The sequence below is a fragment of the Roseomonas genomospecies 6 genome (assembly GCF_008365375.1).
Taxonomy (GTDB): Bacteria; Pseudomonadota; Alphaproteobacteria; order Azospirillales; family Azospirillaceae; genus Azospirillum.
Genome location: NZ_QOKW01000015.1, coordinates 18,627 through 44,749, shown reverse-complemented (window position 1 = coordinate 44,749; position 26,123 = coordinate 18,627). Strand labels below are relative to the sequence as shown.

General features: G+C 68.7%; 24 protein-coding genes. 7 read left to right on the top strand and 17 right to left on the bottom strand.

Annotation, left to right across the window (positions count from 1 at the left end):
* Window positions 1–15 precede the first annotated feature (15 nt).
* Complete coding sequence (aat, locus tag DS843_RS18715; protein WP_149470367.1) at window positions 16–657, bottom strand: leucyl/phenylalanyl-tRNA--protein transferase; 642 nt, start codon at window positions 655–657, stop codon at window positions 16–18.
* Window positions 658–782: 125 nt separating this feature from the next.
* Between aat and DS843_RS18710 the strand changes: the two genes are divergently transcribed.
* A complete protein-coding gene (locus DS843_RS18710; RefSeq protein ID WP_149470366.1) occupies window positions 783–1,436 on the top strand; it encodes a ribonuclease T2 family protein in 654 nt (217 codons plus the stop codon).
* Between the two features lie 75 nt (window positions 1,437–1,511).
* Here DS843_RS18710 and accC read toward each other — a convergent pair whose 3' ends face one another.
* From accC to DS843_RS18685, 5 genes are all read right to left on the bottom strand, one after another.
* Window positions 1,512–2,855 (bottom strand): acetyl-CoA carboxylase biotin carboxylase subunit, encoded by a 1,344-nt coding sequence (accC, locus tag DS843_RS18705; RefSeq protein ID WP_149470365.1) that lies wholly within the window; start codon window positions 2,853–2,855, stop codon window positions 1,512–1,514.
* A gap of 20 nt (window positions 2,856–2,875) precedes the next feature.
* Window positions 2,876–3,325: an acetyl-CoA carboxylase biotin carboxyl carrier protein gene (gene accB / locus DS843_RS18700; RefSeq protein WP_149470364.1), complete on the bottom strand. Its 450-nt coding sequence runs from the start codon at window positions 3,323–3,325 to the stop codon at window positions 2,876–2,878.
* Window positions 3,326–3,348: 23 nt separating this feature from the next.
* Window positions 3,349–3,798, bottom strand: a complete 450-nt coding sequence (aroQ, locus tag DS843_RS18695) for a type II 3-dehydroquinate dehydratase (RefSeq protein ID WP_014241158.1) — start codon at window positions 3,796–3,798, stop codon at window positions 3,349–3,351.
* A 125-nt stretch (window positions 3,799–3,923) separates the two neighbouring features.
* Complete coding sequence (locus tag DS843_RS18690) at window positions 3,924–4,688, bottom strand: substrate-binding periplasmic protein (protein WP_149470363.1); 765 nt, start codon at window positions 4,686–4,688, stop codon at window positions 3,924–3,926.
* 33 nt (window positions 4,689–4,721) lie between these two features.
* Window positions 4,722–6,185, bottom strand: a complete 1,464-nt coding sequence (locus tag DS843_RS18685; protein ID WP_149470362.1) for a dynamin family protein — start codon at window positions 6,183–6,185, stop codon at window positions 4,722–4,724.
* Between the two features lie 186 nt (window positions 6,186–6,371).
* Between DS843_RS18685 and DS843_RS18680 the strand changes: the two genes are divergently transcribed.
* Both DS843_RS18680 and DS843_RS18675 read left to right on the top strand, forming a co-directional pair.
* Window positions 6,372–7,367, top strand: a complete 996-nt coding sequence (locus tag DS843_RS18680; protein ID WP_286192181.1) for a cation diffusion facilitator family transporter — start codon at window positions 6,372–6,374, stop codon at window positions 7,365–7,367.
* A gap of 84 nt (window positions 7,368–7,451) precedes the next feature.
* Window positions 7,452–8,009, top strand: a complete 558-nt coding sequence (locus DS843_RS18675) for a hypothetical protein (protein WP_149470360.1) — start codon at window positions 7,452–7,454, stop codon at window positions 8,007–8,009.
* A gap of 218 nt (window positions 8,010–8,227) precedes the next feature.
* On the opposite strand, the gene DS843_RS18670 is transcribed toward DS843_RS18675, so the two are convergent.
* Window positions 8,228–8,527 carry a hypothetical protein gene (locus DS843_RS18670; RefSeq protein ID WP_149470359.1) on the bottom strand — a complete coding sequence of 100 codons (300 nt, stop codon included), beginning with the start codon at window positions 8,525–8,527 and terminating at the stop codon, window positions 8,228–8,230.
* Window positions 8,528–8,651: 124 nt separating this feature from the next.
* Complete coding sequence (locus tag DS843_RS18665; protein WP_149470358.1) at window positions 8,652–11,090, bottom strand: methyl-accepting chemotaxis protein; 2,439 nt, start codon at window positions 11,088–11,090, stop codon at window positions 8,652–8,654.
* A gap of 483 nt (window positions 11,091–11,573) precedes the next feature.
* On the opposite strand from DS843_RS18665, the gene DS843_RS32130 reads away from it, so the two are divergent.
* The gene (locus tag DS843_RS32130; protein WP_408902082.1) at window positions 11,574–12,293 is read left to right on the top strand and encodes a helix-turn-helix domain-containing protein; all 720 of its coding nucleotides are present in this window, start codon (window positions 11,574–11,576) and stop codon (window positions 12,291–12,293) included.
* Window positions 12,294–12,410: 117 nt separating this feature from the next.
* Here DS843_RS32130 and DS843_RS18655 read toward each other — a convergent pair whose 3' ends face one another.
* Entirely contained in the window at window positions 12,411–13,589 is a 1,179-nt protein-coding gene (locus DS843_RS18655; RefSeq protein ID WP_149470357.1) for a baeRF3 domain-containing protein, read from the bottom strand.
* A gap of 204 nt (window positions 13,590–13,793) precedes the next feature.
* The gene (gene mepK, locus DS843_RS18650) at window positions 13,794–14,384 is read right to left on the bottom strand and encodes a peptidoglycan L,D-endopeptidase MepK (protein WP_475849236.1); all 591 of its coding nucleotides are present in this window, start codon (window positions 14,382–14,384) and stop codon (window positions 13,794–13,796) included.
* Between the two features lie 342 nt (window positions 14,385–14,726).
* Between mepK and DS843_RS18645 the strand changes: the two genes are divergently transcribed.
* Window positions 14,727–16,004 carry a L,D-transpeptidase family protein gene (locus DS843_RS18645; protein ID WP_149470355.1) on the top strand — a complete coding sequence of 426 codons (1,278 nt, stop codon included), beginning with the start codon at window positions 14,727–14,729 and terminating at the stop codon, window positions 16,002–16,004.
* Between the two features lie 37 nt (window positions 16,005–16,041).
* Here DS843_RS18645 and DS843_RS18640 read toward each other — a convergent pair whose 3' ends face one another.
* Window positions 16,042–16,626 carry an HPF/RaiA family ribosome-associated protein gene (locus tag DS843_RS18640; RefSeq protein WP_149470354.1) on the bottom strand — a complete coding sequence of 195 codons (585 nt, stop codon included), beginning with the start codon at window positions 16,624–16,626 and terminating at the stop codon, window positions 16,042–16,044.
* Window positions 16,627–16,682: 56 nt separating this feature from the next.
* On the bottom strand, window positions 16,683–16,979 hold the full coding sequence (locus DS843_RS18635; protein ID WP_149470353.1) for a DUF2934 domain-containing protein: 297 nt from the start codon (window positions 16,977–16,979) through the stop codon (window positions 16,683–16,685).
* Between the two features lie 242 nt (window positions 16,980–17,221).
* Between DS843_RS18635 and DS843_RS18630 the strand changes: the two genes are divergently transcribed.
* A complete protein-coding gene (locus DS843_RS18630; protein ID WP_286192180.1) occupies window positions 17,222–18,442 on the top strand; it encodes a polysaccharide deacetylase family protein in 1,221 nt (406 codons plus the stop codon).
* Between the two features lie 25 nt (window positions 18,443–18,467).
* Here DS843_RS18630 and DS843_RS18625 read toward each other — a convergent pair whose 3' ends face one another.
* The 5 genes from DS843_RS18625 to treZ form a co-directional block, all read right to left on the bottom strand.
* Window positions 18,468–18,833: a hypothetical protein gene (locus DS843_RS18625; RefSeq protein ID WP_149470352.1), complete on the bottom strand. Its 366-nt coding sequence runs from the start codon at window positions 18,831–18,833 to the stop codon at window positions 18,468–18,470.
* Window positions 18,834–18,941: 108 nt separating this feature from the next.
* Complete coding sequence (locus tag DS843_RS18620; protein ID WP_149470351.1) at window positions 18,942–19,145, bottom strand: hypothetical protein; 204 nt, start codon at window positions 19,143–19,145, stop codon at window positions 18,942–18,944.
* Between the two features lie 664 nt (window positions 19,146–19,809).
* On the bottom strand, window positions 19,810–20,970 hold the full coding sequence (locus DS843_RS18615) for a PAS domain-containing sensor histidine kinase (RefSeq protein ID WP_167525365.1): 1,161 nt from the start codon (window positions 20,968–20,970) through the stop codon (window positions 19,810–19,812).
* A gap of 256 nt (window positions 20,971–21,226) precedes the next feature.
* Window positions 21,227–23,293 carry an amylo-alpha-1,6-glucosidase gene (locus DS843_RS18610; protein WP_149470349.1) on the bottom strand — a complete coding sequence of 689 codons (2,067 nt, stop codon included), beginning with the start codon at window positions 23,291–23,293 and terminating at the stop codon, window positions 21,227–21,229.
* A complete protein-coding gene (gene treZ / locus DS843_RS18605) occupies window positions 23,286–25,259 on the bottom strand; it encodes a malto-oligosyltrehalose trehalohydrolase (protein WP_286192179.1) in 1,974 nt (657 codons plus the stop codon). Before treZ ends, DS843_RS18610 begins: the two co-directional genes overlap by 8 nt.
* 115 nt (window positions 25,260–25,374) lie before the next feature.
* Between treZ and DS843_RS18600 the strand changes: the two genes are divergently transcribed.
* The gene (locus tag DS843_RS18600; protein WP_149470347.1) at window positions 25,375–26,121 is read left to right on the top strand and encodes a ThuA domain-containing protein; all 747 of its coding nucleotides are present in this window, start codon (window positions 25,375–25,377) and stop codon (window positions 26,119–26,121) included.
* Window positions 26,122–26,123: the final 2 nt, after the last annotated feature.

Below are 26,123 nucleotides of genomic sequence, written 5' to 3'. Positions count from 1 at the left end.
GGCAAGCCTCGCGGCTCAGCCCTCCGCCCCCAGAAGCGCCGCGATGGCCTTCCCCTGATCCACGCCGCCGAAGTCCGTCGGCACCGCCAGCGCGGCGGCCAGCCGGCGGCGGTATTCTGTGCGCGGGATCTCGACCGCGCCGAACTGGCTCAGATGCTCCGTCACGAATTGCGCGTCCAGCAGCGTGTAGCCCGCAGCCCGCAGCCGGGCGACCAGATGCACCAGCGCCACCTTGCTGGCGTCGGTGACGCGGCTGAACATGCTCTCCCCGAAGAAGGCCCCGCCCAGCGCCACGCCGTACAGCCCGCCGACGAGCCGCCCCCCGCTCCAGCATTCCACGCTGTGGGCGCATCCCCGTTCGTGCAGTTCGGTGTAGAGCCGCAGGATGTCGCCGTTGATCCAGGTCTTCGGGCGCTCCGACGTCGGCTCGGCGCAGGCTTCGATCACCGCGCGGAAGGCCGTGTCGAATCGCAGCTCGAACGGGCCGCGCCGCACGGTCTTGCGCAGCTTGCGCGGGACGTGGAAGCCGTCCAATGGCAGGACTCCGCGCCGCTCCGGATCGAACCAGTACAGCTCTTCGGAGTCGGCGTTCTCCGCCATCGGGAAGATGCCGGCGGCGTAGGCGCGCAGAAGCAGCGATGCGGACAGCTCGATCATCGCCGCCACTATACCCGTTTGCCCCCTCTCCCCAGCAACGTTATCTCGGCACACCACTTCCGCGCGACAGGTGGCTCCCACCATGGTATGCAACGGAAGAGCGTGTTTATTGAAGGAAATCCATCATGAAGACGGTTTTGTCAGCCATCGCCGCCGCTTTGATTGCGCTCGCGACGATGACCGGCACGTCCTGGGCGCAGCGCAAGGCGGAGCCCGGCACCTTCGATTATTACGTGCTCAGCCTGTCCTGGTCGCCGACCCATTGCGCCAAGGAGCAGGGCGGCGCCGATCCCGACCAGTGCGGTGTGGAGCGCAAGTTCGGCTTCATCGTCCATGGCCTGTGGCCGCAATACACCAACGGCGGCTACCCGGCCACCTGCACCCGCGACCGCAGCGTGCCCAAGGCGGTGGTGGACGCCACCATGCCGGTGATGCCCAGCGTCGGGCTGATCGTACACCAGTGGACGAAGCACGGCACCTGCAGCGGCCTGCCTGTGACCGATTACTTCGCTCAGGTCCGGACGGCCTTCGGCAAGGTCAAGATCCCCGAGGCGCTCCAGTCCCCGAAGCCCGACCTGTCAATCCCCGCGACCCAGGTGGAGCGTCTGTTCGTCCAGGCCAACCCGGGACTTGAGCCGGAGTCGGTGGCGCTCGTCTGTTCCAAGCGCGACGTGGCGGAGGTCCGGCTGTGCCTGAGCAAGGAGTTGGCCTTCATCCCCTGCGGCGCCAAGGTGGTGGACCGCTGCCGCCGCGACGCGATGCTGACCGCGGCGCCGTGACGGGGAGCAGGAACGAAAAGAGCCCTTCCTCCCCACCGGGAAGAAGGGCTCTTCTTCATTCAACCACGCAACGGATTACTTCTTCGCAGCCATCAACTGTTCGAGCCAGTGGATGTCGTAGTTGCCGTCGATGAAGGCCTGCTGCGCGATGATGCGCTGGTGCAGGGGCAGCGTGGTGTCCACGCCGCCGATCACATACTCCTCGATGGTCCGGCGCAGCCGCATCAGGCACTCGTTGCGGGTGGTGCCGTGGACGACCAGCTTGGCGATCAGGCTGTCGTAGTGCGGCGGGATGCGGTAACCGTCGTAGAGCGCCGAGTCGACGCGCACGCCCAGACCGCCCGGCGCGTGATAGCCGTCGATCTTGCCCGGCGAGGGCATGAAGGTTTCCGGATGCTCCGCGTTCACCCGGCATTCGATCGAGTGGCCCTGGAACCGGATGTCCGCCTGCCCGTAGCCGAGCGGAGCGCCGGTCGCCACGCGGATCTGCTCGCGCACCAGATCGATGCCGGTGATCATCTCGGTGATCGTGTGCTCGACCTGAAGGCGGGTGTTCATCTCGATGAAGTAGAACTGCCCGTCCTCGAACAGGAACTCCATCGTGCCGACGCCGCGGTAACCGATGGCCGCCGCCGTCTTGGCCGCCAGATCGCCGATGAAGGCGCGCTGCTCGGCGTTCAGGGCCGGCGACGGGGCTTCCTCGATGACCTTCTGGTGGCGGCGCTGCACGGAGCAGTCGCGCTCGCCGAAATGCACGCAGTTGCCGTGCTCGTCGCCGAGAAGCTGGATCTCGATGTGCCGGGGCCGGCCGAGATACTTCTCGATGTAGACCTCGTCGTTGCCGAAGGCGGCGCGCGCCTCGCCACGGGCGAGCTGGTAGGCTTCCTTGAGCTGGTCGGGGTTGCGGGCCACCTTCATGCCCTTGCCGCCGCCGCCCGCCGCCGCCTTGATGAGGATCGGATAGCCGGTCTCGCGACCGATCCGCTCCGCCTCCTCCAGCGTCGCCACCGGGCCGTCGGAGCCGGGAACCACGGGCAGCCCCTGCTCCATCACCGTCTTCTTCGCGGTGACCTTGTCGCCCATGATGCGGATGTGCTCCGCGGTCGGGCCGATGAAGGTGAAGCCGTGCTCCTCCACCATCTCCGCGAATTGGGCGTTCTCCGACAGGAATCCGATGCCGGGATGGATCGCGTCCGCCCCGGTGATCGACGCCGCCGACAGGATCGCCGGAATGTTCAGGTAGCTTTCGCGGGCCGACGCGGGGCCGATGCACACGCTTTCGTCCGCGAGGCGGACGTGCATGGCGTCGGCATCGGCGGTGGAATGCACCGCCACGGTCTGGATGCCCATTTCGCGGCAGGCGCGGTGGATGCGCAAAGCGATCTCACCACGGTTCGCGATCAGGACCTTCTCGAACATCGCCAAGGGATGGTCCCCGCTCACTCGATGATCATAAGGACTTCGCCGAACTCCACCGGCTGGCTGTCGGAGACCAGGACCTCGACGACCGTGCCGCCCCGCGGGGCCTTGATGGGGTTCATGACCTTCATCGCCTCGATGATGAGGACGGTCTGGCCGGCCTTCACCGTGTCGCCGACGCGCACGAAGGGCGTGCCGCCCGGCTCCGCCGCGGCGTAGGCCGTGCCGACCATCGGCGAGGTGACGGCGCCCGGGTGGCTGGCGGGCTTGCCCGCCGGGGCGGCGGCCGGAGCCGCGACGGGGGCGGGAGCGGCGACCGGAGCGTGCACGGCCACCGTCTGGGCGGCCGTCGGGCGGGTGACGCGAATCCGCTTCTCGCCCTCGGCAAACTCGATCTCGCTCAAGCCCGTCTCACGCAGGAGATCCGCGAGCTTGCGGACCAGATCGCCGTCGATGTCGAAGCTTGCCATGGTGTTCGTTTTTCCCGTGTTCCTTAGTCGCGCTCGAGGATATTCGCCATGGCGTCCAGCGCCAGCAGATACCCGTGAGGGCCGAAGCCGCAGATCATCCCCTTGGCCACCGCGGAAATGTGCGAGTGGTGGCGGATGGCCTCACGCTTGTAGATGTTGGAGAGATGCACCTCGACGATCGGCAGCTCGGACAGGATCAGCGCGTCCATGATGGCGACGGAGGTGTGGCTGTAGGCGCCGGCGTTGATGACGATGCCGTCATGCTCCGTCCGCGCCTGCTGAATCCAGGAAACGAGTTCGCCCTCGTGGTTCGACTGCCGGAAATCGATGGCCAGCCCGAGCTGTTCGGCGCGCTCCTGGCACGCGCCTTCCAGATCGTCGAGCGTCATGGAGCCATAGATGTGCGGTTCACGCACGCCCAGCATGTTCAGATTCGGTCCGTTCAGGACCAGAACGGAAGCGTCGATGGCCACGGGCCACGCCCCTTTTCCAAGATCGAGACCGCGCGTTTATAGCACTTTGCGTCGCGCTGGCAATGCCGCATGGCAGGGTCGCCGCGCCCATTCGGCATGTTCTTCCCCCTTCGGCGCCGATCGCGTCACGGCGCTTCGGACAGGTGGCGGCGCAGGATCTCCTCCATGGCGCCGCCGGCCTTCAGCTTTTTCAATCCGGCGTTGAAGGCCGCCAGGATCGCCGCCGCCTCCGGCGTGGCGCGGGCGAGAATCAGGTGCTGCCCGGCGCGGGCGTAGGGCAAGGGGGCGATGCGGATCTCGTCCTCGACCATCGCCTTCGCCACGGCGCGCTGCCCGGTGAATTCGTCGATGAGGAAGGCATCCACCCGGCCCGAGGCGACCATCCGCACGCAGGCCGGCAGATCCGCCGGGCTTTCCCGCGTCAGCCCGCCCGATGCGGCCAGTTCCGCCAGATCCGGCGGCAGGGCGTACCCGACCGGGGCGCAGACCGCCCGCCCCCGGAAATCCTCCGGGGTGCGGAACTCCATGCTGCTGTGGACGGAGAGATAGACGAGCTGGCGCACCTCCAGCAGCGGGTCGGAGAACAGCATCTCCTTCTCGCGGTCCGGCGTGCGGACATAGGGGAAGGTGCCAAGGAACTTGCCCGCCAGCACCCCGTCGTAGCCGCGGCGCCAGGGCATGAAGCGCACCTCGTAGTGCAGCCCCACCTCGTCGAAGGCACGGCGCACGATCTCGGTCAGCAGGCCGCCCTGCGGCAGGTCCTCCCCGGTGAAGGGCGCGAAGTCGTTTCCGGTGACGAGGTCCAGCGTGGAATCGAGCGGCGCCGCACGGACGGTGCCGAGCGCCGCCAGGAGCAGGAACAGGGCGAGAAGACACCGCCGGCCCGCCATCGCCCGATCCCCCTCCCTTCTACGTCCGTCCGGTCACTCCGCCGGGGCGCGGCTGCGCCGCCCGGCGGGGTCGGTGAACAGGTCGTTGATGCGCTGGACATGCTCCGCCACCGCCTCGCGGATGGAAAAGATGCGCTTCTCCGCCCCGCCGCTCCAGCCCGCCGGCTTCTTGCGGAAGATCGAGCGGAAGAAGCGGGTGTTGAGCAGGAATCCCTGCTGCAGGTTCAGGTCCACGTCGCCGTAGCGCTCCGGCAGGCTTCGGGCGACCCGGCGGGCCATGAAGGAGCGCAGCCAGAAATGGCCGGCGCCGAACAGGCCGGCCAGCAGAACCAGCGCCACCAGCACCCCGACCGGCAGGCCACCGGCCCAGGCCGGCTGCGATTGTGTCAGCCAGGACAGGAAGGCCGACACCGTGTCTCCGCCGGCAAGGCTGGCGATCCCGCCGAACAGCGCGGCCAGCAGCCCCAGCCACACCGCGTCGCCGATCAGCACCAGCTTGCGCCACCGCTTCATCGCCGCGGCGAGCTGCGGCACGATCTCGCCCTTCAGCTCCTTCACGAGGCTGTCGATCATGCCGACGATGCGGTAGGCGCGGGCGACCTCCACCTCGTTGATGCGCACCTGGAGTTCGGCGAGGTCGGCGTCGCGCCGCGACTCGTAGCGGGCGCGCACCGCGTCGTCCGCGATGGCGACCGCCGACTTGCTGTCATAGAGGGCGTAGAAGCGGCCCGACACCAGCCCGGCTTGGGCGATGGCGCGCTGCCACGCGCCGAACACGGCCTCCAGATTGTCTTCCTTCGCCGTGGTGTCGATCTGGTTCAGGATGTAGCAGACCTTGCGCGCGTCGGCGCGGTCGACCGTCTTCGACACCAGATGCTTCAACGTGTCCTGCATCGCTCCCGGCTCCGGGTGGCGCCCGTCGAAGAAGACCAGCACGAGGTCGGACAGCTCGACGATGTGATCGACCAGCCGCAGCACCGACCGGCGCTGGTCGTCGGCGTCGAAGCCCGGCGAGTCGATGAAGATCTTGCCGCGCGCCCGGTCGCCGGACAGCGTCTTCAGTTGCAGGTAGTTGTCGATGCGCTTGCCCTCGCCCGCCGCCACCTTCTCGATCTCGTCGGCGATCCGGTAAAAGGGGAAGCGCGGGTCGGCGTTCAGCGCGGTGCCCGGCAGGGCTTCCCGCCGGGTTTCCTGCCCGTGGCAGATCACCGTGAACTTGTCGTCCACCGCCTGGTTGCCGGTGTTCTGCAGCGGCGCGCCGAGATAGCCGTTGAGGAAGGTGGACTTGCCCGCTGAGAAGGTGCCCAGCACCGCGATCATCGGCCACCAGGGAATGCGCGTGGTCAGCGACTCGTGCGGCCCCAGCAGGCCCAGCCGGACCAGCACCCGGTCGAAATTGCGGAAGGTCGGAATGACCGGGAGAAGGTTCGGGTTTTCCGCGCGGAGATGCGCGTCCAGGGCGGCGAGGCGCTGCTGGAGGGCTTGCCTGGGGGTCATGGCCGGCCGGGTCCCGTCTGCTGTGAAATGGGTGACGTCTCGTGTCGGGGGCATTCTCTAGCACGAGGCGCGGTTTCGATGGACAGCGAAATCGCCGCGACCGGAAACGCCGTGACGGCGGCACGGCATCGGTCCTATCCTGTCGGGACCCGTCCGTTCCCGCACAGGACCACGAGGGGCAGGCCAGTGACTCACAGACCAGTGACCCAGGCACCGCAGGGCCACGGCGCCCATCACCACGATCACGACCGTCATCACGGGCATTCCCATGGGCACGGCCACGGCCACGGCCACGCCGCGGCGGTGACGGCGGACAGCGAGCGGCGGATTCTGCTGGTCCTGCTGCTGACCGCCAGCCTGATGGTGGTGGAGGTGGTGGGCGGCATCCTGTCGGGGTCGCTCGCCCTGCTGGCCGACGCCGGGCACATGCTGACCGACGCCGCCGCCCTGGCTCTGGCATGGCTTGCCTTCCGGCTCGGGCGGCGCCCGTCCGACCGGCGGCGCAGCTTCGGCTACCACCGGCTCCAGGTGCTGGCGGCCTTCGTCAACGGCCTCAGCCTGTTCCTGCTGTCCGGCTGGATTCTGTGGGAGGCGGCGGAGCGGCTGATCCAGCCGCAGCCGGTCATGGGCGGCACGATGATGGCCGTGGCGGTGTTGGGCGGGCTCGGCAACCTCGCCGGATTCGTCATCCTGCACCGTGGCGACCGGGAGAACCTGAACGTGCGCGGAGCCGCCCTGCATGTGCTGGGCGACCTGCTCGGCTCCGTGGCGGCGGTCGCGGCGGCGGGCGTGATCCTGCTGACCGGCTGGACCCCCATCGACCCGATCCTGTCGGTCGTCGTCGCCCTGCTGATCCTGCGCGGCGCCTGGGAGGTGGTGCGACAAAGTGCCCACATCCTGGTGGAGGGCACGCCCGTGGGGATCGACGTGGATGAGCTGCGCCGCGCCCTGCGGGAGGCGGTTCCGGCGGTGACCGAGATCCATCACGTCCATGTCTGGTCCCTGACCGCGGAGCGGCCGCTGCTGACCATGCACGCCGTGGTGCCTCCGGGAACCGATCGGGACGCGGTGCTTCGCGATCTGGTGGAAACGCTGCGCGGGCGCTTCGGCATCGGCCACGCGACGGTGCAGGTCGAGACCGGCCCCTGCCCCGACGGGCGCGAGACCCGCCACGCCGCCTGAGACCACCACCTTCCGTGACCTTCTTTGGCCGTGACCTTCTTTGGTGGTAGGGATCGGAAAGCGTCCTGAAACGTTGCTTTCGGCATGACTGCCGAAAACGACGCTGCAACCGACACCGACGCCCTGCGCCTGACGGCGGAGGAATTGGCCTTCCTTCTCGGCGACCCGCAGGCCCGCGCGGACCGGGAGGAACGCAACGCCCGCGCCAACCGGGCGCGCACCGAACGGCGCCGCAGCGATCCGGCCTATGCGGAGCGGCTGCGCAACGAGGATCGGCTGCGGCAGCGGCGGCACCGCGCAAAGGCGGTCATCGGCAAGCCCGAACGGGAACCCGACCCGCCCGTCCCGCTGCCTGCCTTGTCCGCGGCGGATGCTCTTCGGCTCCTTGAGACGCATCTGCAGGGCGTCGCCACCCCACAGGCAGCGCAACTGCGGCGGCGTCCGGAGGCTCTGCAGCGCTACGCCGCGGCCTTCGAGCTGTACCGCGCGCTCTCCGACCGGGGCGAACGTCCGACCCGCGGCGCCCTCGCCGCAGCCTTCGCCGCCCGCTTTGGGCTTGCCCTTACCCCGTCCCAGATCCAGAAGCTGCGCGATCAGGTGGAGGGCTTCGCCCGCCCGGGCGGTCCGTGGCATGCCGGCTGACCGGGCCGGCTGATCGGAAGGACCGGTAGGACCGGAAGGCCGATACAGCGTGTCACGCAGCGGGACCGTTTCCGGCTCCGTTCGCCTCGCAAACGGTCGTTAACCGACTATTAACTATGAATTAAGGACCCGTTAAGCCGGTTCGAGCGCCCCGCCGCGCCATGCAAACCGCGCCGGGGCGCTGCGTGACATGGTGTATCGGGCTTTCGCCGATCACTCTACAGATCGGTCGGGGCGTTCGGAACCGGGGCGTCCGGGCTCCTGGGGGCACGCGGCTCGGGCTCGGACGGGCGGTTGCGGTCGAGCCGGCGGATGATGATGTCTCCCTCGGGCGTCACTTCGGGGGCGGAGAACAGCGGCATCTGCCGCACCCAACCCTCCAGGGCCTTCATCAGAAGCTCCAGCCCCTGCCGGGCCTGATCGCCCGGTTGGGATGGGGTCTGGGAGGGAGGCGGGGTGGCGCCGGGCGGGGGCGGCGTGTCGGCGGCGCCCGCCGGAACCGCCCAGAGGGCGCTCACGAAAAACATCAGAGGAAGGAGGCGGCGCGCGGTCATGGGGGCATCACTCCCGGTCGGTGTGAAGTCTTTCCCTGACAAACGTCCGCGCCGCCGATTTCATCGCACGGATTCTCGATCCGTAACCTCAGAACTCCTTCCAATCGTCCTCGTCGGCGGAGGCGCGCTGCAAGGTGGCGGACGCCGCGTTGCCCCCCGCCGGACGGGCCGGAGCCGCGGCCTTGCGCACCGCAGGCTTGGTCGGGGCGATGCTGCGGCGCAGGGCCGGAGCCGCCGCGCCGTGGCCCGCCCCGCCATGATGGTGCACGGCGGGAGCCGCCGCGAAGGCGGAGGCGTCGAGCTTGAAGAAGCTGACCAGAGACCGCAGGTCCGTCGCCTGATTGGCGAGCGACTGGGCCGCCGCGGTGGTTTCCTCGACCAGGGCGGCGTTCTTCTGGGTCATCTCGTCCATCTGCGAGACGGTGGCGTTGATCTCGTCCAGCGCCGCGGCCTGCTCGCTCGACGCCGAGGCCATCTCGGCGATCAGTCCGGCGACCTGCTGGACGCCCGACACGATGCCCTCCAGCGCGTCGCCGGCCTTCTTGACCAGCTCCACCCCGTCCTTGACCTGGGCGTCGCTGTCCAGGATCAGGCCCTTGATCTCCTTGGACGCCTGGGCGGAGCGCTGGGCGAGGTTGCGCACCTCCTGCGCCACCACGGCGAAGCCGCGCCCGGCGTCGCCGGCCCGCGCCGCCTCGACCGCCGCGTTCAGAGCCAGCAGGTTGGTCTGGAAGGCGATCTCGTCGATCACCCCGATGATGTCGGTGATCTTGCGGCTGGAGGTCTCGATGCGCTTCATCGCCTCGATGGCCGAGTCCGCCACCGTCCCGCCGGATTCGGCGGCGCTGCGGGCGTCGGTGGCCATGCCGTTGGCGCGCTGGGCGTTGTCGGCGTTGGAGCGCACCGTGGCGCCCAGCTCCTCCATGCTCGCCGCCGTCTCCTCCAGCGAGGACGCCTGCTGCTCCGTCCGCTCGGCCAGATCGCTGGACCCCAGCGAGACTTCCGAAGCGGCGCCGGAAATCGCGTCGGTGGCGCGCAGGATCTGCCCGACGATCTCGCCCAGCTTGGCGGAGGTGGTGTTGACGTCGGTCTTCAGCGTCTGGAAGGCGCCCTGATAGTCGCGCTCCACCCGCTTGTTGAGGTCGCCCTGGGCGAGCGCGCTGAGCACGGCGCCAAGGTCGGCGATGACGGATTCCACCGTGTCGGTCAGGCGGTTGATGCCCTGCGACATGGTCTTGTAGAAGCCATCCTTGCCGGTCAGGTCGAGGCGGCGCGACAGGTCGCCCTTGGACACGCCGTCGATCAGCGCGGCGATCTCCTCGCCGATCGCCTTCTCGCGGGCGCGCTCGGCCTCCTCGGCGCGGCGCTCGGCCTCCAGACGCTCGCGTTCGGCCTCGTCCATCGCCTTCTTCTGGATGGCGTTGTCCTTGAACACCTGGACCGCCTGCGCCATCTGCCCGATCTCGTCGCGGTTGGCGAGCGCCGGGATGGTCACCGTCAGGTCGCCGCCCGCGAGGTTCGTCATCGTCTCGGTCATCGAAACGACCGGTTTCACGATGGACCGCGCCACCGCCCAGGCCAGCAGCAGGCCGAACAGGAAAGCGCCGCCGGCGATCGCCATGTTGGCCGACAGGGTGCTCTGCATGCTGGCTTCGGTTTCGGCCTTGACGCCGTCGCGCTCCTTGGTCTCGATCGCGACGGTGCGGTCGGACAGGTCGGCGAACTCCGCCCCGCGCGCCGCCATCACGTCGATCAGCCGGGCGTTTTCCAGCACCACCGTGGCGGTTTCGCGGAACACGGCGACGTAGCGGTCGGACAACTGATCGGCGTTCTGCGCCGTGGCCCGGTGAGCCGGGTTGGTCAGCCGCGTGCCCAGCCGACGGATCGACTCGTTGAAGGCGTCGTTGCGGGCCGTCACTTCGGCGATGATCGCCTCGTTCGGGTTGGTGAAGAAGCGCGAGGCGCTCAACCGCGCCAGAAGCAACTGCTCCTGCGCGAGGCCGGCGCTGGCCGCCGCCTCATGCTCCCCGTCGGCGGCCAGGCCGGAGACGAGCTGCGACACGGTTTCACGCGCCTTCTCGCCCGCCGGGACGAGCTGTTCGGCGTAGAGGCGGTCGCGGCGCAGGCGAAGCTCCACCAGCGTGTTGAAATCGGCCGTGTAGGCGGCGAAGAGCTGGTTCATCCGTTCCAGCAGGGCGCGCCGTTCCCCGGCCGTTCCGTCCAGGGAGGCGCGCAGCTCGTTGGCGAGGGACGCCTGAACGGCGCGCACCTGCTCCGCCACCTTGGGATCACCGAACGTGTTGAAGTTCAACGCGAGGCGGCGCATCTGGGCGACCTGCCCGTCGATGGTGCTGACCTGGATCGAGTGATTGCTCACCGACGCATAGGATTCGAAGCCGTCCCGCGCCACCCCGAGGCCCCGGACGCCGATCGCGACGACCACCGCCAGCAGCAGCAAAACCACGAGGAAACCGAAGTAGATACGGGTCCCGACCTTGAAACGCCCCGCCAGACTGCTTGTCTGCATCGACCTGATCCTTTGATTGCGACCCGGCGGCGCACCGGACGCCGCCGACCGTCGCCGCCAACCGGCTCCGCCGGCCCGGCGCCGCCGGCCCGATGGACCCACGGCGCGAACTCTCTTCCATGCGACCTATCCGAATTTGATTATCAAAGTGTTTCCACACCGCGCCGCCGGAGCGAATTCCCACAATTTGAAATAAAATTCGTACTGCGAGCACCGCAACGTTCCGATTGTTCAGCCTCACATCCCGGCGAGACGGCGCAACCCGCACGGGCGATGCGGAAAGAACGTCGCAATCAACGCCTTCAACGCCCTCATCCCATAAGGCCACCAGAGACCCCATACCCTATTATGTGCGTCCAGTGCATGGCGTCGGCGCAGTAATTTCACAGATTCCCCTTGCCTGACGGCAAGTTCTGTGTGAACAATCCTACTGACATACTCAAATTCTGCATATTTATTCGTAAGCATTGGAGTTCCGGGGCCATGAGCGAACCAGCGGTGCGCAAAAGAGGGCGACGCGGATCGCCCGAATCCTGGTCGGTCGATGCACATGTCGGACAACGCGTGCGCATGCGCCGCACTTTGCTCGGCATGAGTCAGGAAAAGCTGGGCGAAGCCATCGGCCTGACGTTTCAGCAGGTGCAGAAATACGAACGCGGCTCCAACCGAATTTCCGCCGGAACACTGTACCGCCTGGGACAGGTTCTTGACGTTCCGGTCAGCTTCTTCTTCGATTGCTACGATGATCCGCAGTCTCCGAGGCGCGAGTCGCCCGCACCGGACGGCGCACGGATCGGCGAAGGCCCCATCAGCCGCCGCGAGGCGCGCATGCTGCGCCTGTGGCGGTCGGCACCGGAAAGTGTGAGCAACGAACTTCTCTCGCTGCTGAGTTCCCTGTCGCCCCACCTGCGCGACGCGCAAGACGGCGATTCGGCGGACGGCATCCCGCTGGACACCGCCCCGCCGCGGGAGCCGCGCGGAGAGGGACTCCTTCTGTCGGTCGCGGTGCCGTCGAAGACGGGGGGGGCGCCGAGAGGCGTAGGTGGCGGCAAGGCCGGCGTGAAGACCCCCGCCAAGCCGCTTGTAAAGGCCGAGCCGGCCAGTTCCGGCCAGCGGCGGCGTCACGGCGCCGTGTGGGACCCAACGGACATCTACCGCGCCGGAAGATCATCCACCGGCAAACCCGGCAAGGCCTCCGGTTGACGGAATAACTCCGTCGGCATCAATGCTGGCGGCACCACCGCCAAGGCACCAACGCCAAGGCGGCGGCGCCACCGGGTGCGGCGCCGCCAGCCGAAGGCGTTCGAGGTCCAGAGGAGATCAGAAACGCAGGATGGCCGCGGTCGAGGCGCCGGACGGCAGGTCCGCCTTGCTGACCACATGCACCTCCCCGCCCCGCAGCAGCGTTTCCGTGGCGGCATGCTCGACGAGGTCGATGGCTCCGTCCGTTTCGTGGTGCAGCGGGAAGGCGCGGTGATAGTCCTCCCGGAAGTGTCCCCAGACCTTGTCGTTCTCGGCCACGAGGAGAACACCCACGCGCCCTTCGCGCGCCGCCACCATCACATCCTCGGCGCGCGTCGTCGTGCGTTCGGTGGTGCTGCGGTCACCGTAGAGGGCGTTGAACCGCTCCAGCGCCGTCCGACGGGTCGTTTCGAACATCGGCTTGACCGCCGCGTAGGCCCGCCGGTGCAGTTCCTCCGCCTCCAGCGACTCGGGGTTGGTCACGACGCCGTCGTCCAGCAACCCCTGCAGATGCATGTCCTTGCGGAGATGCCCTTGGATCTCCTCGTCGGCCACCAGCACCAGAGGACCGCGGAAGGGCTTGAGATGATCGCGCACCCGGGCGCCGACACGTCCGAGATACTCGATCAGATGCGCTTTGCGCAATCCCTCCGGGTCCTCGCCGAAGTTGTGCGTCTTGACCATGGAGACGCCGCCCCGGTCCGTGCGGTCGGCGTGGCGGGCGGGCGGCGCGGAATGCAGATTGTTTTGGTCGTAGTCGGTTTCGGCGTGGATTTCCGCGACGCCCTGCGGCAGGTCCGCGTCCTCCTCGGCGATGCCGTGACGGGTCGCGGAGAACAGGCGCGCCCGCCCGGCGGTGACCGTCAGGATCATGAAGGTCCCGTCATCCGCCAGCAGCGGCAGCAAGGGCCGCAGCGTGAAGCGGGAATTGACCGTCACCTCCTCCGGCATCTCGACGGGCACGCGGTGGATGGCCGACACGCCCTTCGCCAGGAAGATGGCCAGGCCACGGTCCATGTGGCGCCAGAATTCGCCCTGCTCCAGCAGGTCGGACGCCGGCTTCAGGAACGCCTCGGCGTCGGGCCGGCGCAGTCCGTGCTTTTCGCACAGTTCGTCCTGAGCCTTGGAAATCAGGTTCCGCAGCCGGATCACGTCCTGGCGGATGTCGCGCCCGGCGATGTGGGTGGGCAGGAAGATGGACACCGCCGGCGCGGCGTCGACGGTCAGGAGCCGTTCCAGATCGTTTTTGCAGAACATCGCCTTCGTCGCCTTCTCGTGTTGCTCGTTCGGGGAGTTCCGTTCGGAGCAACCGGCGCGTCGGGCTATGGTTCCAGGTCCCCTACCGACAGGGCAGGGACCGGGTCTGCCGGATAGGCCGACCGTTTCTATGACCCGGCCCCGCCGGCAGCCCGGGACTCACCAAGGCCGGACTCACCAAGGCCGGACTCACCCAGTCCAGACTCACCAAGTCCGGACTGGGCCGGTGTCGATGTGCACGAATCCGCTGCGCGGGTAGAAGCCGACGCCGCCGGCCTCCATGCCGCGGGCCGCGGCGGCGATGGCCTTCAGTTCCACATCCGGCAGCATCACGTCGATCGCCATGCCGCGGGTGTGATAGCTCTCCTTCGCGACCCCGCGGGAACGGCGGCGGGCCATGGCGTTGGTGCGGCGCGACCGGTAGCCGCAGATGACCCGGAACGGCTCATCGCTGTCCAGCGTCCGGTGGAGGCGGGCCAGCACGTCGAACAGGCGCGGGTCGAAGCGGCAGACCTGCTTGGCCCGATGGTCGCGCAACAGCACGTCCAGCTTCTTCAGCGCGTCCGGCCGGTAGGCGCCGTCGGCCCAATAGACGCCGCTGAAATGTTCGTTCGTGTTGACGTTGTGAAGGGACAGGCGGCGCACACCGCCGGCCAGGGGAGCCGCAAGGGCGGGAGCGGCGGGCACCAGGGCCGGAACGGCCAGGGCGGTCAGGGTGGCGGCGGCGAAGGTCAGAAACCCACGGCGGCCGGTCTCGCGCCCATTCATCGGCGCGGCACGGTCGTCAGTCCCCAAAAGCATCACTCCCTAACAATGCATTTTGGTGATCGGGCCGCACCGTTCCATCGCCGGACGGCCCCCTATGGATTGTTCGAATAGGACCAAATTAAATACGGTCTTACCGAACGAATATTCCCTATAGGCTAGGACTTGACCGGGATCAACCCGAAAATGGCCCGAATCGGTCACAGTCCGGTCCTCGGCACCGCTGCCGCGCGAGGGAGCTGCCCCGGCCGGATGGCCGTACGCCGATTTCCCGACCCCGCGACAGCATGCCATCGCCTCGCCGGGCGTCGGGTCGCGTACTACATTCGATATGAGGGACGGGGATCGGACCCCGTCAGGCAAGGACGGACCATGCAGGCACCCCAGACGCTCACCGACCGACGACGCCATCCGGCGTCAATCCCGGCCCCGGCGTCGATCCAGGGCCCGGCGCCGATCCTGGCCGCGCTGTCGCTGTGCCTGGCCGTCCTGGCTGGAATGTCCATCGCTCCGGCCTCCGCCCTGGCCACCCCCTACCGCGACACGCTGACCGGCTGGGCCGACCGGCTGGACGCCGCCGCCGCGGTGCTGGAGGCCGAGCCGGAGCAACCCATCACCCGCATCGGGTCCGGCCCCCTCCTGAAGAGGGGCAGCAGCGGCGAGCGCGTGGAGCGGCTGACCCGGAGGCTGGCGGAACTGGGCTTCCTCGACCGGGCGCGGCAGGGCGACCTGTTTGACGAGGGCGTGGACACCGCCGTGCGCGCCTTCCAGTTCAGCCGGCACATGAAGGTGGACGGTCTGGTCGGCGGCGGCACGCGGGTGGCGCTGGACCGCAGCGTGCAGGAGGAGGCGGTCCAGATGCGGCGCAGCGCCATGTCCATGCGCGCCTTCCGCGACACCGCCCCGGACACCGTGATCCTGGTGAACCTGCCCAGCCAGACCACCACACTGGTCCGCGACGGGGAGGCGGCGCTGACCATGCGCTCCATCGTCGGGCGCCCGTCGCGCGAGACGCCGATGCTTCAGGACCGGATCACCCATGTCATCGTGAACCCCACCTGGACCGTCCCCCCGACCGTCCTGAAGGAGGACAAGCTTCCGATGCTGCGCTCCAAGGGGACGCCGGGCATCGAGAACGCGGTGGTCTATCTGGACGGCACCCCGGTGGAGCCGTCCGCCGTGGACTGGCGCAACGTGTCGCCGCGCCGCGTCCGCATCGTGCAGCAGCCGGGCGACCACAACGCGCTGGGCCGGTTCCGCTTCAACCTGACCAACCCCTACAACATCTATCTTCACGGCACCAACGAGCCGCGGCTGTTCGACCGCGAGGTCCGCACCGTCAGCTCCGGCTGCGTGCGCCTCGAAGACGCGCGCGGCATGGCCGAGGCGCTTCTGGCGACCGAGCACATCTCCCCGGCGCGGATCGACCGCATGCTGGAGCGGCAGGAGCCGCAATGGGTGAAGCTGAACCAGCCGGTGCCGGTGCGCTTCGTCTATTGGACCGCCACGGTGGACGAGCGCGACGCGGTCCGCCTGCATCCGGACATCTACGACCTGAACGACGACACCGCGCCCGCCGCCGCGCCGGACGCCGTCGGCGACGCGCCCGCTCCGGCATCCCCGGCGATGTCGGCGGCCCAGCGGGCCTGAACGAAGAAGCCCCCGCCGCGGGCGGGGGCCTGTCCCGTCAGGAGGCGCGCAACTCGTTGTCGGACCCCGCCGCCCGCCAGACCTTGGCGGCGGTCGGACCGGTGTCGCCCGTGGTCTCCACATACTTCACCGGATCGCCGGTCTTGAGCTGGTCCATGTCCACGTTCAGGCAACTGTTCCGGTGGAAATAGAGCTGCGTCCCGGTGTTGGTCATGATGAAGCCGTGGTCCTCGTTCGGGTAGAGCTGCGCCACCCGCCCCGGCTGTTCCGGATCGTGGGCCTTCACGTCGCGGCGCATCTTCTCCTTGTATTCCTTCAACTGCCGCTCCGCGGCTTCGAAGGCGTCGCGGATCGAGGTCCGGGCGTCCGGATTGGCGTAGCGCTCCTTCGCCTTGTTCGGCTTCCGGCTGACCACGATGTCCTGGCCCGGCACCATCAACTCGATATGGACGTCGAAGACGTTGCCGGTCTTGTGCTGGCGGTGCTGGGCTTCCACGGCGACCCGAATGCCGACCAGCCGGTCGAACAGCTTTTCCGTCTTCTCCGCCCGTTCGCGGATGTAGGCCTCCAGTTCCGGCTGTGAGTCCATATTGTGGAAGGCGATTTCCAGGTTCGTGTCCATGGGGGTTCCTCGTTAAGCACGGCGGAAGGGCGGCAGCATGGCGAACGGGGGCCGCCTCAGGAATTGCGGTCGTCGGCGCCGGGAACGCGAGACGCTTCGCCCTGGTCGGTGAGGCCGGGCATGTCGCCCAGGGACTCGACGCTCAGCACGGGCTCGACCGGCTCGGTCCGCTCGGCGGTGTCATCGGGGCCGTGGGACGGATTCGGGAGCAGCGTGGCGCGGTAGTTGTCCTCGATGGCGATTTCCTCGCTCGCCAGCTCCCAATGATCCTGGGAGCGGCCTTCCGGGCGGCCTTCGCGTTCCCAGATCTGGTGAGCGCGCGCTCTGATCCGGCTTTCCAAATCATCCGCCATCCGGGCTGCCTCCTTCCTGTTCCTGTCGCGCGTCCCCGACGCTCTTCGTGGAGCGGGCGCTTCCCGTCAACCGGACGCGGGCGTCGAAGGTTCCGGCATCCGCGACGCGCCGGGCGGAGGCGCCGGCGAAAGCCGCGCCGTTTGAATTAATCCCGAAGGGGTGGTATTCGACGGTCACCAACGTTCCGGGGAGGCATACCGCGCCCCGGCCCGCCGACCGCTCCGAAGACGGGACCAGGATTTTGAGCGAAGCGCCCGCGGCACGGCCGAATCCTGAACGGTCCAAGGCTGGATGGTTCCGCGCCGCCCTCCTCGCCCTGCCTTTGGCCGCGGCTCTTCTGCCGGGGGCGCCGGTCGCCGCCACGGATGGGCAATCGCTGCTGCAACTAGGCCTTTTCCAGAAGGAAGGGGACGCCTGGTGGGCGTGGGACAGCCTGCGCCGGCGCTCCCCCGAACTGGCGGACGGGCTCAACCCGGCGGTCGTGCCTCTGGACGCACGGCGCCAGGGCGAGGGCGTCGCCCTGCGGGCCACCGCCGCGGCGGGTCTGGACGTGACGACGCTGTGCCGCCGCATGGTCGGCGCCGGGTTCGGCTGCCTCCTGCTCGACGCGGCACCGCCTTCCCCGCCACCACCGCCGGACAGCGCCCAGCCCGTACCGTCCCGCACCGGAAGCGATCGGAAGCCGGACGTCGCCGTCACCTATTCCCCGGATGCCGCCCGGACCATGGCCGCCATCGAGAAGACCGGGCGGCGCAAGGGCCGGCTGGGGGCGGTGATCCCCGACACGGCGCTGGACGTCATGCCGGCGACGCTGAAGGAGGAGGGCTGGAACCTCTGCGCGCTGACCTTCGACGACGGGCCGCACCGGGTGGTCACGCGCCAGATCCTGGAGGTTCTGAATCGGGAGAAAATCCCCGCCACCTATTTCCCGGTTGCCAGCGTCGCGGAGAACCAGGGCGAGGTGATCCGCGACTTCATCGCCGCCGGGCATGAGATCGGCAATCACAGCCTGACCCACGCCGACCTGCGCGCCCTGGACGCCGACAGCCAGCGGCACGAGATCGCGGAGGCGAACCGCATCCTGCGCGGATTCGGCGCCGACCCGGTGCTGTTCCGCCCGCCTTATGGGCGCTACACGCCGGAGCTGCTGTCCATCGCCCGCGAGGAGAGGATGAGCCCGGTGCTGTGGACCGTCGACACCCGCGACTGGCAGGTCCGCGACCCCGACCGGATCGTGCAGCATGTGAAGACCGAGGCGGGAACCGGCAGCGTCCTGCTGCTGCATTCCACCTACCCTTCCACCCTGAACGCCCTGCCCCGTGTGATCGCCGCGATGCGCGCGAAGGGCTGCGAGTTCGTCACCCTGTCGGAATGGATCGAGCGGATGCACCAGATCGCCACGCCGGCCATGGCTCCGACCATGGTGAAGGCTGGCGGCCGGACCTTGGGTGGCGCCGACTGACCGGACGGGTCTGCCTGACAGTCTGCTACTTGCCGGTCTTCTGCTTGCGGATTTGCAGATACTTGCGGATGGTCGCCTCGACCTCCGTCGGCAGCATGTTCCAGGCACCGGACACCGATCCGCCCTTGACCTCCTCGATCGTCACGGTGGCGGAAAAGGTGAATTTGCCGCAGGGGTCGTCGATTCGCACCGTGATGCGCGCGGTCTGGCTGGGGATCAGGGAGCCGTCGAAACCGGTCGCCACGAAGCCCTTGTGGCTGATGGCGCCCAACGGAAAGCTCTTGCCGTCGAATTCGATGACGTTGGACGGGCCATTGGACGCAGCGGCGCGGCGCGGGGCCGGCTTCTTCTGATCCTTGACGGTCACCTTCAGAAAATCGAACAGCCCCATACCAGCCCCCGCCGAACAACGCCGTCCATCGCCACGGCGCCGGTACGTTATGCGCGGACTCCCCATGAGGGGGCAACCGTGATTTCCTCGCCCCGCGACGCTTCAACCTTATGGCGAGACGATCCCCCCGCGACGCTTCCGTCCCGCAGACAGCGCGTCCTGTGCCCGGCGGACGCACAGCAGGGCAAAGGGCAGCAGGATCACCAGGACCGCAGCCATTCCCACCGCCACCGTCAGCGCCCCCGCCATGTCGGCCCCGCCCAGATGCGAGGCGAGGGTCAGCAGCAGATGGAGGATCAGGGCGGACAGCATCACGGCCGCCAGCGCGGGTCTCGCGACGCTTGTCAGGGACAATTCTCGCGGGCTCCGGTCCCGCGGGCTCCCGGTCGCCGTGCGCCACGGCCATCGCGGACGCGCCGCCGGGCAAGACGTCCCATAGACATCCAGCATGGGCACCCCTCCCGTCACTGTTCATCCGACGCCGGCTGGATTGGGGCAACCCGGCGGGATGAGGCGCGACCACTATAGCGGCCAAAGGGCGCGGAGCCTAAAAACTGAAGTACTTATTCTGATTGGACGGACCTCCCGCCAAAGGTTATGGGCCGGCGGCGCGGCCCTTCACCTCCCGCGTAGGCTCTCCACAGAGTCTGTGGATAACTGTGTTGACAAGGCCCGGCAATTCCCGATTCGAGTCAGTCGCCACAAGGCCATAGCCCGATTTGCACAAAATTTGGGCATGTCACACAAACCATTGAAACGCATTATCTTTCCAGGTTTTTGGGGGTGTTGCAGAGCTCACGCCTGTCAATTGGATTCTGATGCCGGATACGCGACGTGACGATTTCGCGCGACCCTGTGCCCTGTTGACAACTGAATGTTCGGATTCCCCGCAAGAGGCAACCCGATCCTGTCACCCCTTCTCCGACCGGGGGAGCCGATGCGCCCGCCCATCCGTTCGCTTGCGTCAAAGGCCGGCTCAAACCCCTTGGGTCAGGGTCACGGTGACCGCGGTCCCGCCGCCGGGCTTGCTGTAGATCCGGATGCCGCCGCCCATGCGCTCCACCAGCGCCCTGCAGATCAGCAGGCCGAGGCCGCTGCCCACCTCCCCGTCGGCGCCGGGGGCGGCATGGTGCAGATCGATGCGGAACAGGTAGGGCTGGAGTTCCTCCGGAATGCCCAGACCATTGTCCTGTACGCGGACGGTCACCCGCCCGTCCGCCAGGGTGGCCGACAGCATGACGATGCTTCCCGACGGCGAGAAGCGCACCGCGTTCTCGATCAGATGCTTCAGCACCGTGTTCAGGGCGGACAGGTCACCCAGCACCGGGGTGGCGAAGATGCGGTTGACGATCAGGATGTCGCGGGCACGGGCGCGCGGCTCCAACTCCTCCAGCACGTCCTGGAGCAGGCCGCCCAGTTCGTAGGCGCGGAGATCCAGGGGAACCTGATTCAGTTGCAGGCGGGACCACAGAGACAGGTTCTCGATGGTCCGCATCATCTGCCGTCCGGCGTCGCTGCACAGGGCCGCATAGGCGCCCAGCCGCGCCGTCCCCTGGCCTTGCCCGCCGTCCGCGAGATCGCAGGCCACGTCGGAGGAAATCATCTGCGTGGCGCCCAGGATGGCGCTCAGCGGGTCCTTCAGCTCCTGGCAGATCTGCCCCAGGAAGCGGTTCATGCGCGCGACCGTGTCCGCCAACTGGTCCACCCGCAAGGCGCGCTGCTCCTCCTCCTCATGGCGGCGGGTGATGTCGGTGACGAAGATGCACGACCCCGGCGCCGCGCCGCCGTCCGGGTCGGGATCGCCCTCCAGCCGCGATTCGTTGAAGATGACGCGGAGCGGCGTGCCGTCGGAGCGCATCAGGGTGACGTCGTAGCTGCGGTGCGGCGTCAGATCGCGGAGGGACGCCTGCCGTTCCAGGATGCCCCGGCTGTCGTCCGCCACATAGGCGAGGAGATGGGTCCCGACCAGTTCCCCCGCCCGGTAGCCGAGCATCGCGCACAGGGCCGGGTTGACTCCGATGGTGACCAGATCGCGGTCCACCACCCAGCAGGGCTGCGCGCTCTGGTCCAGAATCCGGCGGCTCAAACCGTCCCAATCCACCGTGGAGCGCGTCGCCTTCGACAACAGCGTCAGCATGGGCCCTCCCGTCATCGTCCGGTGCGTGGGCGGGCCTCACAAATATTTGTTTGTGTGCCTTCTATTCACCCCGCTTCCGATGATAGGCACGGGCGGTAGAAACCTTCAACAAAATGTGGGTTTCACACTTGTTAAATTGCTGTCATCGATTTGCGCCTTTTCCGATTCGCACCTTTCCTTTCAGTAATCCGACCAAGCCCAACCCGCTTCGCGCCATATTCTTACGACCACTTTCATAGGCAGCATCGCCGATGCTTCAGGATGTTTCATCCTCAGCCGTCGCCGCCCAGCAGCGCAGCACCTCCGCCACGCTCCAGGCCTGCGAAATGCAGCCGCGGGGGCTGAAGGGCGGTTCGGCGTCGAAGATCTCGGCGATGGTGCCGATCCCCGCCTGGTCCAGATGCGGCAGATAGCCGCGGAGCAGATCCCGCGCGCCGGCCTTGTCCTCCGGATGCAGCTTCAGCCACGCGTCGACATAGGGGCCGATCAGCCAGCCCCACACCGTGCCCTGGTGATAGGCGGCGTCGCGGGCGCGCAGGTCGCCGAAGTATTTCGCCTTGTAGTCGCGGTGCCCCGGCGCCAGGGAGCGCAGCCCGACCGGGGTCAGCAGCCGCTGCCGCACCGTCTCCACCACCGGGTCCCAACGGGTACGGTCGAGCACCGGGTGGTCGAGCGAGACGGCGAAGATCTGGTTGGGCCGGCACGCGTCGTCGTCCCCCCGCTCGCCGTCCACCACGTCGTACAGGTGCCCAGCCCCGGCGCACCAGAAGCGCGCGTTGAAGGAGGCGCGGGCCTGCTCCGCCAGCTCCTCCAGCGGGCGGGCCGCCTCGGCGTCGCCCTCCTCGGCCAGCCAGCCGGCGGTCAGGCGGAGCGCGTTGTACCAGAGCGCGTTGATCTCCACCGCCTTGCCCCGGCGCGGGGTGACCACCCAGTCTCCGACCTTCGCGTCCATCCAGGTGAGCTGATAGCCCTCCCGCCCCTGGCGCAGCAGCCCGTCGCCGGGGTCCACGGCGATGCCGAAGCGGGTGCCGCGCCGGTGATGGTCGATCACCCCGACCAGCCGGGGCAACAGCAGCCGCAGCGTGTGCCGGTCCCCCGTCGCGCGGACATAGCGGTTCAGCGCGTGGAAGAACCACAGCGTCGCGTCGGCGGTGTGGTACAGCCCCTCGTCCTTGCCGTCGGGGAACATGTTGGGGATCAGCCCGTCGCGGATGTAGTGCGCGAAGGTGCGCAGAATCCAGCCGGCCTCCATGTGGCGCCCGGTGGTCAGGGTCAGCCCCTCCAGGCTGATCATGGTGTCGCGGCCCCAGTCGGTGAACCAATGGTAGCCGGCGATCACCGTGCGCACCTCGTCCCCCTCGGCGCGGGCGCGCATCTGGTCGGCGACGCGGCCCGCCGGAACGAACAGGAAGCTGTCCGCCGACAGAACCAGCTCCGCCATCGGCCCGTCGCGCAGCGAGGGGTGCGCGGTCCCGACGATGCGCCGCCGCCGCTCCTTCTCAAAGCGCAGGACGTCGGCGGGCGGCAGCGCCCAGAGCCGCTGCCAGGGCTCCGTGGCGGCGACGAAGCTCAGCGTCTGGCCCTGGCTCAGCGGGCCGCTGAAATAGCCGGGCGTCCACAGCGAGCCGCGCGACTCGTAGCCGCGCTCGGCCTCCACCGGATAGACGATGTCGCGCCGCGCCCCGCCGTCCAGGGTCAGGGGAAGCTCCGCCCCCTCGATGGTCATGCGCAGCACCGGCAGTTCCGGGCCGGCCCAGATCTCGTACTCGTGGCCGCGGGCGGTGACGCGGTAATCGCGGGCCAGCGGCTCGTCCACCGCCGACTCCAGCTTGCGGAAGGCCATCACCGGGCGAAGCCGCAGGCAGATCGGCTGCGGCGCCTTCACCACCCGGTAGGTGACGTGGACGATGTTCTGCAGGTGCGGCAGCACGACCTGCTTCTCGATCACCACGTCACCGAACTCGTAGCGCCAGACCGGCAGCCCCGACTCCATGCGGAACTCGGCGAGGCCGGAGGGGGCGGCGTCCGACGGGTAGTTCGGGTCGGGCCATTGGTCCGCCTGCGGGTTGTGGCCGGTCAGCCGCCGTTCGGTGCCGTCCGGCTGGATCAGCACGTCGTTGAGCTGGCTCAGCATCACCACGCGGCCCAGCGGCGCCGGAAGCGCCGCCACCAGCAAACCGTGGTAGCGCCGCGTCACCGCCCCCGACAGGGAGGAGGAGGCGTAGCCGCCCAGCCCGTTGGCGACCAGCCATTCGCGGGAAAGCGCGGCGTCCGGCGCGGATCGCAGGACATCGCGCGTGATCTTGCGGACGAAATCAGCCATGGGTCTCCTGAGCGCTTGCGCTGTTGCGTTCGCCCCCGCCACGCTCGTCTCCGGGGTTCATGGGCGCGGGGGCAAGGACGACGGCCGCGTGGCCGGGCACCCGCCAGCCGCCGTCCGGCGTCGCCAGCGGAGCGGTGCCGCTGCCGCTGCCGCCGTAGCAGGGGTCCTCGCTGGACCACAGCGGCCTCCACTCCTTGCCAACGGGCGGCGCCAGCAGCGGTTCCGGAAGGATGTCCAGCCTCAGGTCGCGCCCCAGATTGACCAGCAGAAGCCGGTCGCCTCCCTCCTCTTCGAAGAAGCGGAGGACGAACGCCTCCTCCCCCAGCACGGCGCCGTCCAGCCCGCCGTCGCCCTGCGCGCGGAACACCGGGTCCTCCCGGCGCAGGCGCAGAAGGTCGCGGTGCAGCGCCCAGACCTCCGCGTGGCGTTCCCGCTCCCCATGGTCGATCTTGGAGAGGCGGAAGGTGTCCTCGTCCTGCGGGGGCTTCAGGTGGGCGCGCATGGCGGGCGTGGCGAGGCTGGGAAACTGGGACAGGAACTCCGCCCGCCCCTCCGCCACCAGGGCGGCCAGATCCGGCTCGTGGTCGGCGAAATAGTGGAAGGGCGCGCTGGCCGCGAACTCCTGACCCTGGAACAGCATCGGCGTGCCGGGACCCAGCAGCGTCAGCGCCGTCATCGCCCGCCAGCGCCCGGGCGTGGTCAGCGCGTGGCCGCGCAGGCCCCGGCCCGAATTGGCGATCTGGTCGTGATTCTGGAGGAAGGTGACGAAGGCCGGACGCGGCAGGCCGTAGGCCGGCGTGCCCCGCCGCTGGCCCTGCCAGCGGTACCATTGCCCCTGATAGAGGAAACCGTGCTTGATGGCGGACACCAGCTCCTGCGGGGTGCCGCGGTAATCGGTGTAGTAGGCTTCGTTCCGCCCGGTCAGCGCGACGTGCGCCGTGTGGTGGAAGTCGTCGTTCCACAGGGCGTCCAGCCCGCAGCCGCCCTGCTCCACCGGGGTCGCCATGGCGGCGTGCTGGCATTCGTTCTCGCCGACCAGCAGCGTGGCGCGCCCGCGCGCCGCCCGGCGGACGGCCCGCCCGATCTCCTGGATGATGTGCGGGGTGCTGCGGTCGAAGATCTGCTGGGTGGCGTCCAGCCGCAGCCCGTCCAGATGATATTCGTCGATCCAGAAGGCAGCGTTCGCCAGGAAGAATTCCCGCACCGGGCCGCAGTCCGGGCCGTCGAAATTGATCGCGTCGCCCCACTCGTTCTTGTAGCGGGCGGTGAAGTAGTCCGGGGAAAAGCGGGACAGGAAATTCCCGCTGGGGCCGAGGTGGTTGTAGACCACGTCGAGGATCACCGCGAGGCCCAGCGCGTGCGCGCGGTCCACGAAGCGCCGCATGGCGTCCGGTTCGCCGTAGAGCCGCGTCGGGGCGAACAGGTCCACCCCGTCGTAGCCCCAGCCGAAGCGCCCCGGAAACTCCGCCACCGGCATGAGTTCCAGGACCGTCACCCCCAGCTCCGCCAGATGCGGCAGTTCGCGCAGCGCCGCGTCCCAGGTGCCGTCCGGCGTGAAGGTGCCGATGTGCATCTCATAGACCACCTGCCCCCGCAGGCCGCGCCCCGCCCAGGCGTCGTCGGTCCAGGCGAAGGTAGCGGGGTCCACGAGCTGCGACGGCCCCTCCGGCCCGTCGGGCTGGAAGCGCGAGGCGGGGTCGGGAAAGGCCGGGCCATCGTCCAGCCGGAACCGGTAGAGGCTTCCCACCGGCATCCCCTCCACCACCGCAGAGAAGTAGCCGCCGCCCTCCGCCTCCAGCGCCACCGCGCGCTCTTCCGCCCCGGCCAGCAGGCTGACGCGGCGGCAGGCCGGCGCCCAGACCCGCGCCAGCGCCCGCCCGCCCGGCGCCGGTTCGACGCCTATGGGATAACGGCGGGTGGTGGACGCCAAGCCGCCGGCACGCGCCTCATCGGGAGGACTCGACACTGGTACCTTCCCACCGCATTGTTTCGCCATCGGCCCCCCAACAGGCGCCGGCCCCCTTCGTCCCACGGACGGCATCGGCGATGCCGGTGCGATCCCTTCGGAAAGGCCATTCGCCATGTCCACTCCCTCGCCGCGCGTCCTGATCTGGAACGAATTCCGCCACGAGCGCCGGGACGAGACCGTGCGGTCCCACTATCCCCAGGGCATCCACGAGGCGCTGGCCGCACCCTTGCGCGCCGCCGGCCTGACGGTGGACACCGCCACCTTGGACGAGCCGGAGCACGGCCTGACGGAGGAGCGGTTGAACGCCGCCGACACGCTGGTCTGGTGGGGTCACCGCGCCCATGCGGAGGTGTCGGACGCGGTTGTGGAGCGGGTGAAACGGCGGGTGACGGAGCATGGCATGGGTCTCGTGGCGCTCCATTCCAGCCATTTCTCCAAGCCCTTCATGGCGCTGATGGGCACCGGCTGCTACCTGAAACACCGCGTTGCGGCGGAGAAGGAGCGGCTGTGGGTGGTGGACCCCGGCCACCCGGTGGCGGCGGGCATCGCCGACTTCATCGAACTGGATCGGGAGGAAATGTACGGCGAGCCCTTCGACGTGCCGCCCCCGGACGATCTGGTCTTCCTGAGCTGGTTCCAGGGCGGCGAGGTGTTCCGCAGCGGCTGCGGCTGGCGGCGCGGGCTGGGCCGCGTCTTCTACTTCCGGCCCGGTCACGAGACCTATCCCACCTACCACCACCCGCAAATCCAGCGCGTGATCCTGAACGCCGTCCGCTGGGCCGCCCGGCCGGAGGGGCTGGAGGCGCCGGTGCGGGGACGGCGGGAGACTCCGCTGGAACCGATCCCGCCCCGGTCATGAAG

What these genes read in the sequence shown, in the direction of transcription:
- DS843_RS18675 (WP_149470360.1), top strand. Translation starts at nt 7,452, where the DNA reads ATGACTGCCGAAAACGACGCTGCAACCGACACCGACGCCCTGCGCCTG.
- DS843_RS18615 (WP_167525365.1), bottom strand. Translation starts at nt 20,970, where the DNA reads ATGCTGACGCTGTTGTCGAAGGCGACGCGCTCCACGGTGGATTGGGAC.
- DS843_RS18690 (WP_149470363.1), bottom strand. Translation starts at nt 4,688, where the DNA reads ATGGCGGGCCGGCGGTGTCTTCTCGCCCTGTTCCTGCTCCTGGCGGCG.
- accB (WP_149470364.1), bottom strand. Translation starts at nt 3,325, where the DNA reads ATGGCAAGCTTCGACATCGACGGCGATCTGGTCCGCAAGCTCGCGGAT.
- DS843_RS18610 (WP_149470349.1), bottom strand. Translation starts at nt 23,293, where the DNA reads ATGGCTGATTTCGTCCGCAAGATCACGCGCGATGTCCTGCGATCCGCG.
- DS843_RS18645 (WP_149470355.1), top strand. Translation starts at nt 14,727, where the DNA reads ATGCAGGCACCCCAGACGCTCACCGACCGACGACGCCATCCGGCGTCA.
- DS843_RS18620 (WP_149470351.1), bottom strand. Translation starts at nt 19,145, where the DNA reads ATGCTGTCCGCCCTGATCCTCCATCTGCTGCTGACCCTCGCCTCGCAT.
- accC (WP_149470365.1), bottom strand. Translation starts at nt 2,855, where the DNA reads ATGTTCGAGAAGGTCCTGATCGCGAACCGTGGTGAGATCGCTTTGCGC.
- DS843_RS18655 (WP_149470357.1), bottom strand. Translation starts at nt 13,589, where the DNA reads ATGTTCTGCAAAAACGATCTGGAACGGCTCCTGACCGTCGACGCCGCG.
- DS843_RS18665 (WP_149470358.1), bottom strand. Translation starts at nt 11,090, where the DNA reads ATGCAGACAAGCAGTCTGGCGGGGCGTTTCAAGGTCGGGACCCGTATC.
- DS843_RS18685 (WP_149470362.1), bottom strand. Translation starts at nt 6,185, where the DNA reads ATGACCCCCAGGCAAGCCCTCCAGCAGCGCCTCGCCGCCCTGGACGCG.
- DS843_RS32130 (WP_408902082.1), top strand. Translation starts at nt 11,574, where the DNA reads ATGAGCGAACCAGCGGTGCGCAAAAGAGGGCGACGCGGATCGCCCGAA.
- DS843_RS18625 (WP_149470352.1), bottom strand. Translation starts at nt 18,833, where the DNA reads ATGGGGCTGTTCGATTTTCTGAAGGTGACCGTCAAGGATCAGAAGAAG.
- DS843_RS18635 (WP_149470353.1), bottom strand. Translation starts at nt 16,979, where the DNA reads ATGGCGGATGATTTGGAAAGCCGGATCAGAGCGCGCGCTCACCAGATC.
- DS843_RS18640 (WP_149470354.1), bottom strand. Translation starts at nt 16,626, where the DNA reads ATGGACACGAACCTGGAAATCGCCTTCCACAATATGGACTCACAGCCG.
- aat (WP_149470367.1), bottom strand. Translation starts at nt 657, where the DNA reads ATGATCGAGCTGTCCGCATCGCTGCTTCTGCGCGCCTACGCCGCCGGC.
- DS843_RS18600 (WP_149470347.1), top strand. Translation starts at nt 25,375, where the DNA reads ATGTCCACTCCCTCGCCGCGCGTCCTGATCTGGAACGAATTCCGCCAC.
- DS843_RS18710 (WP_149470366.1), top strand. Translation starts at nt 783, where the DNA reads ATGAAGACGGTTTTGTCAGCCATCGCCGCCGCTTTGATTGCGCTCGCG.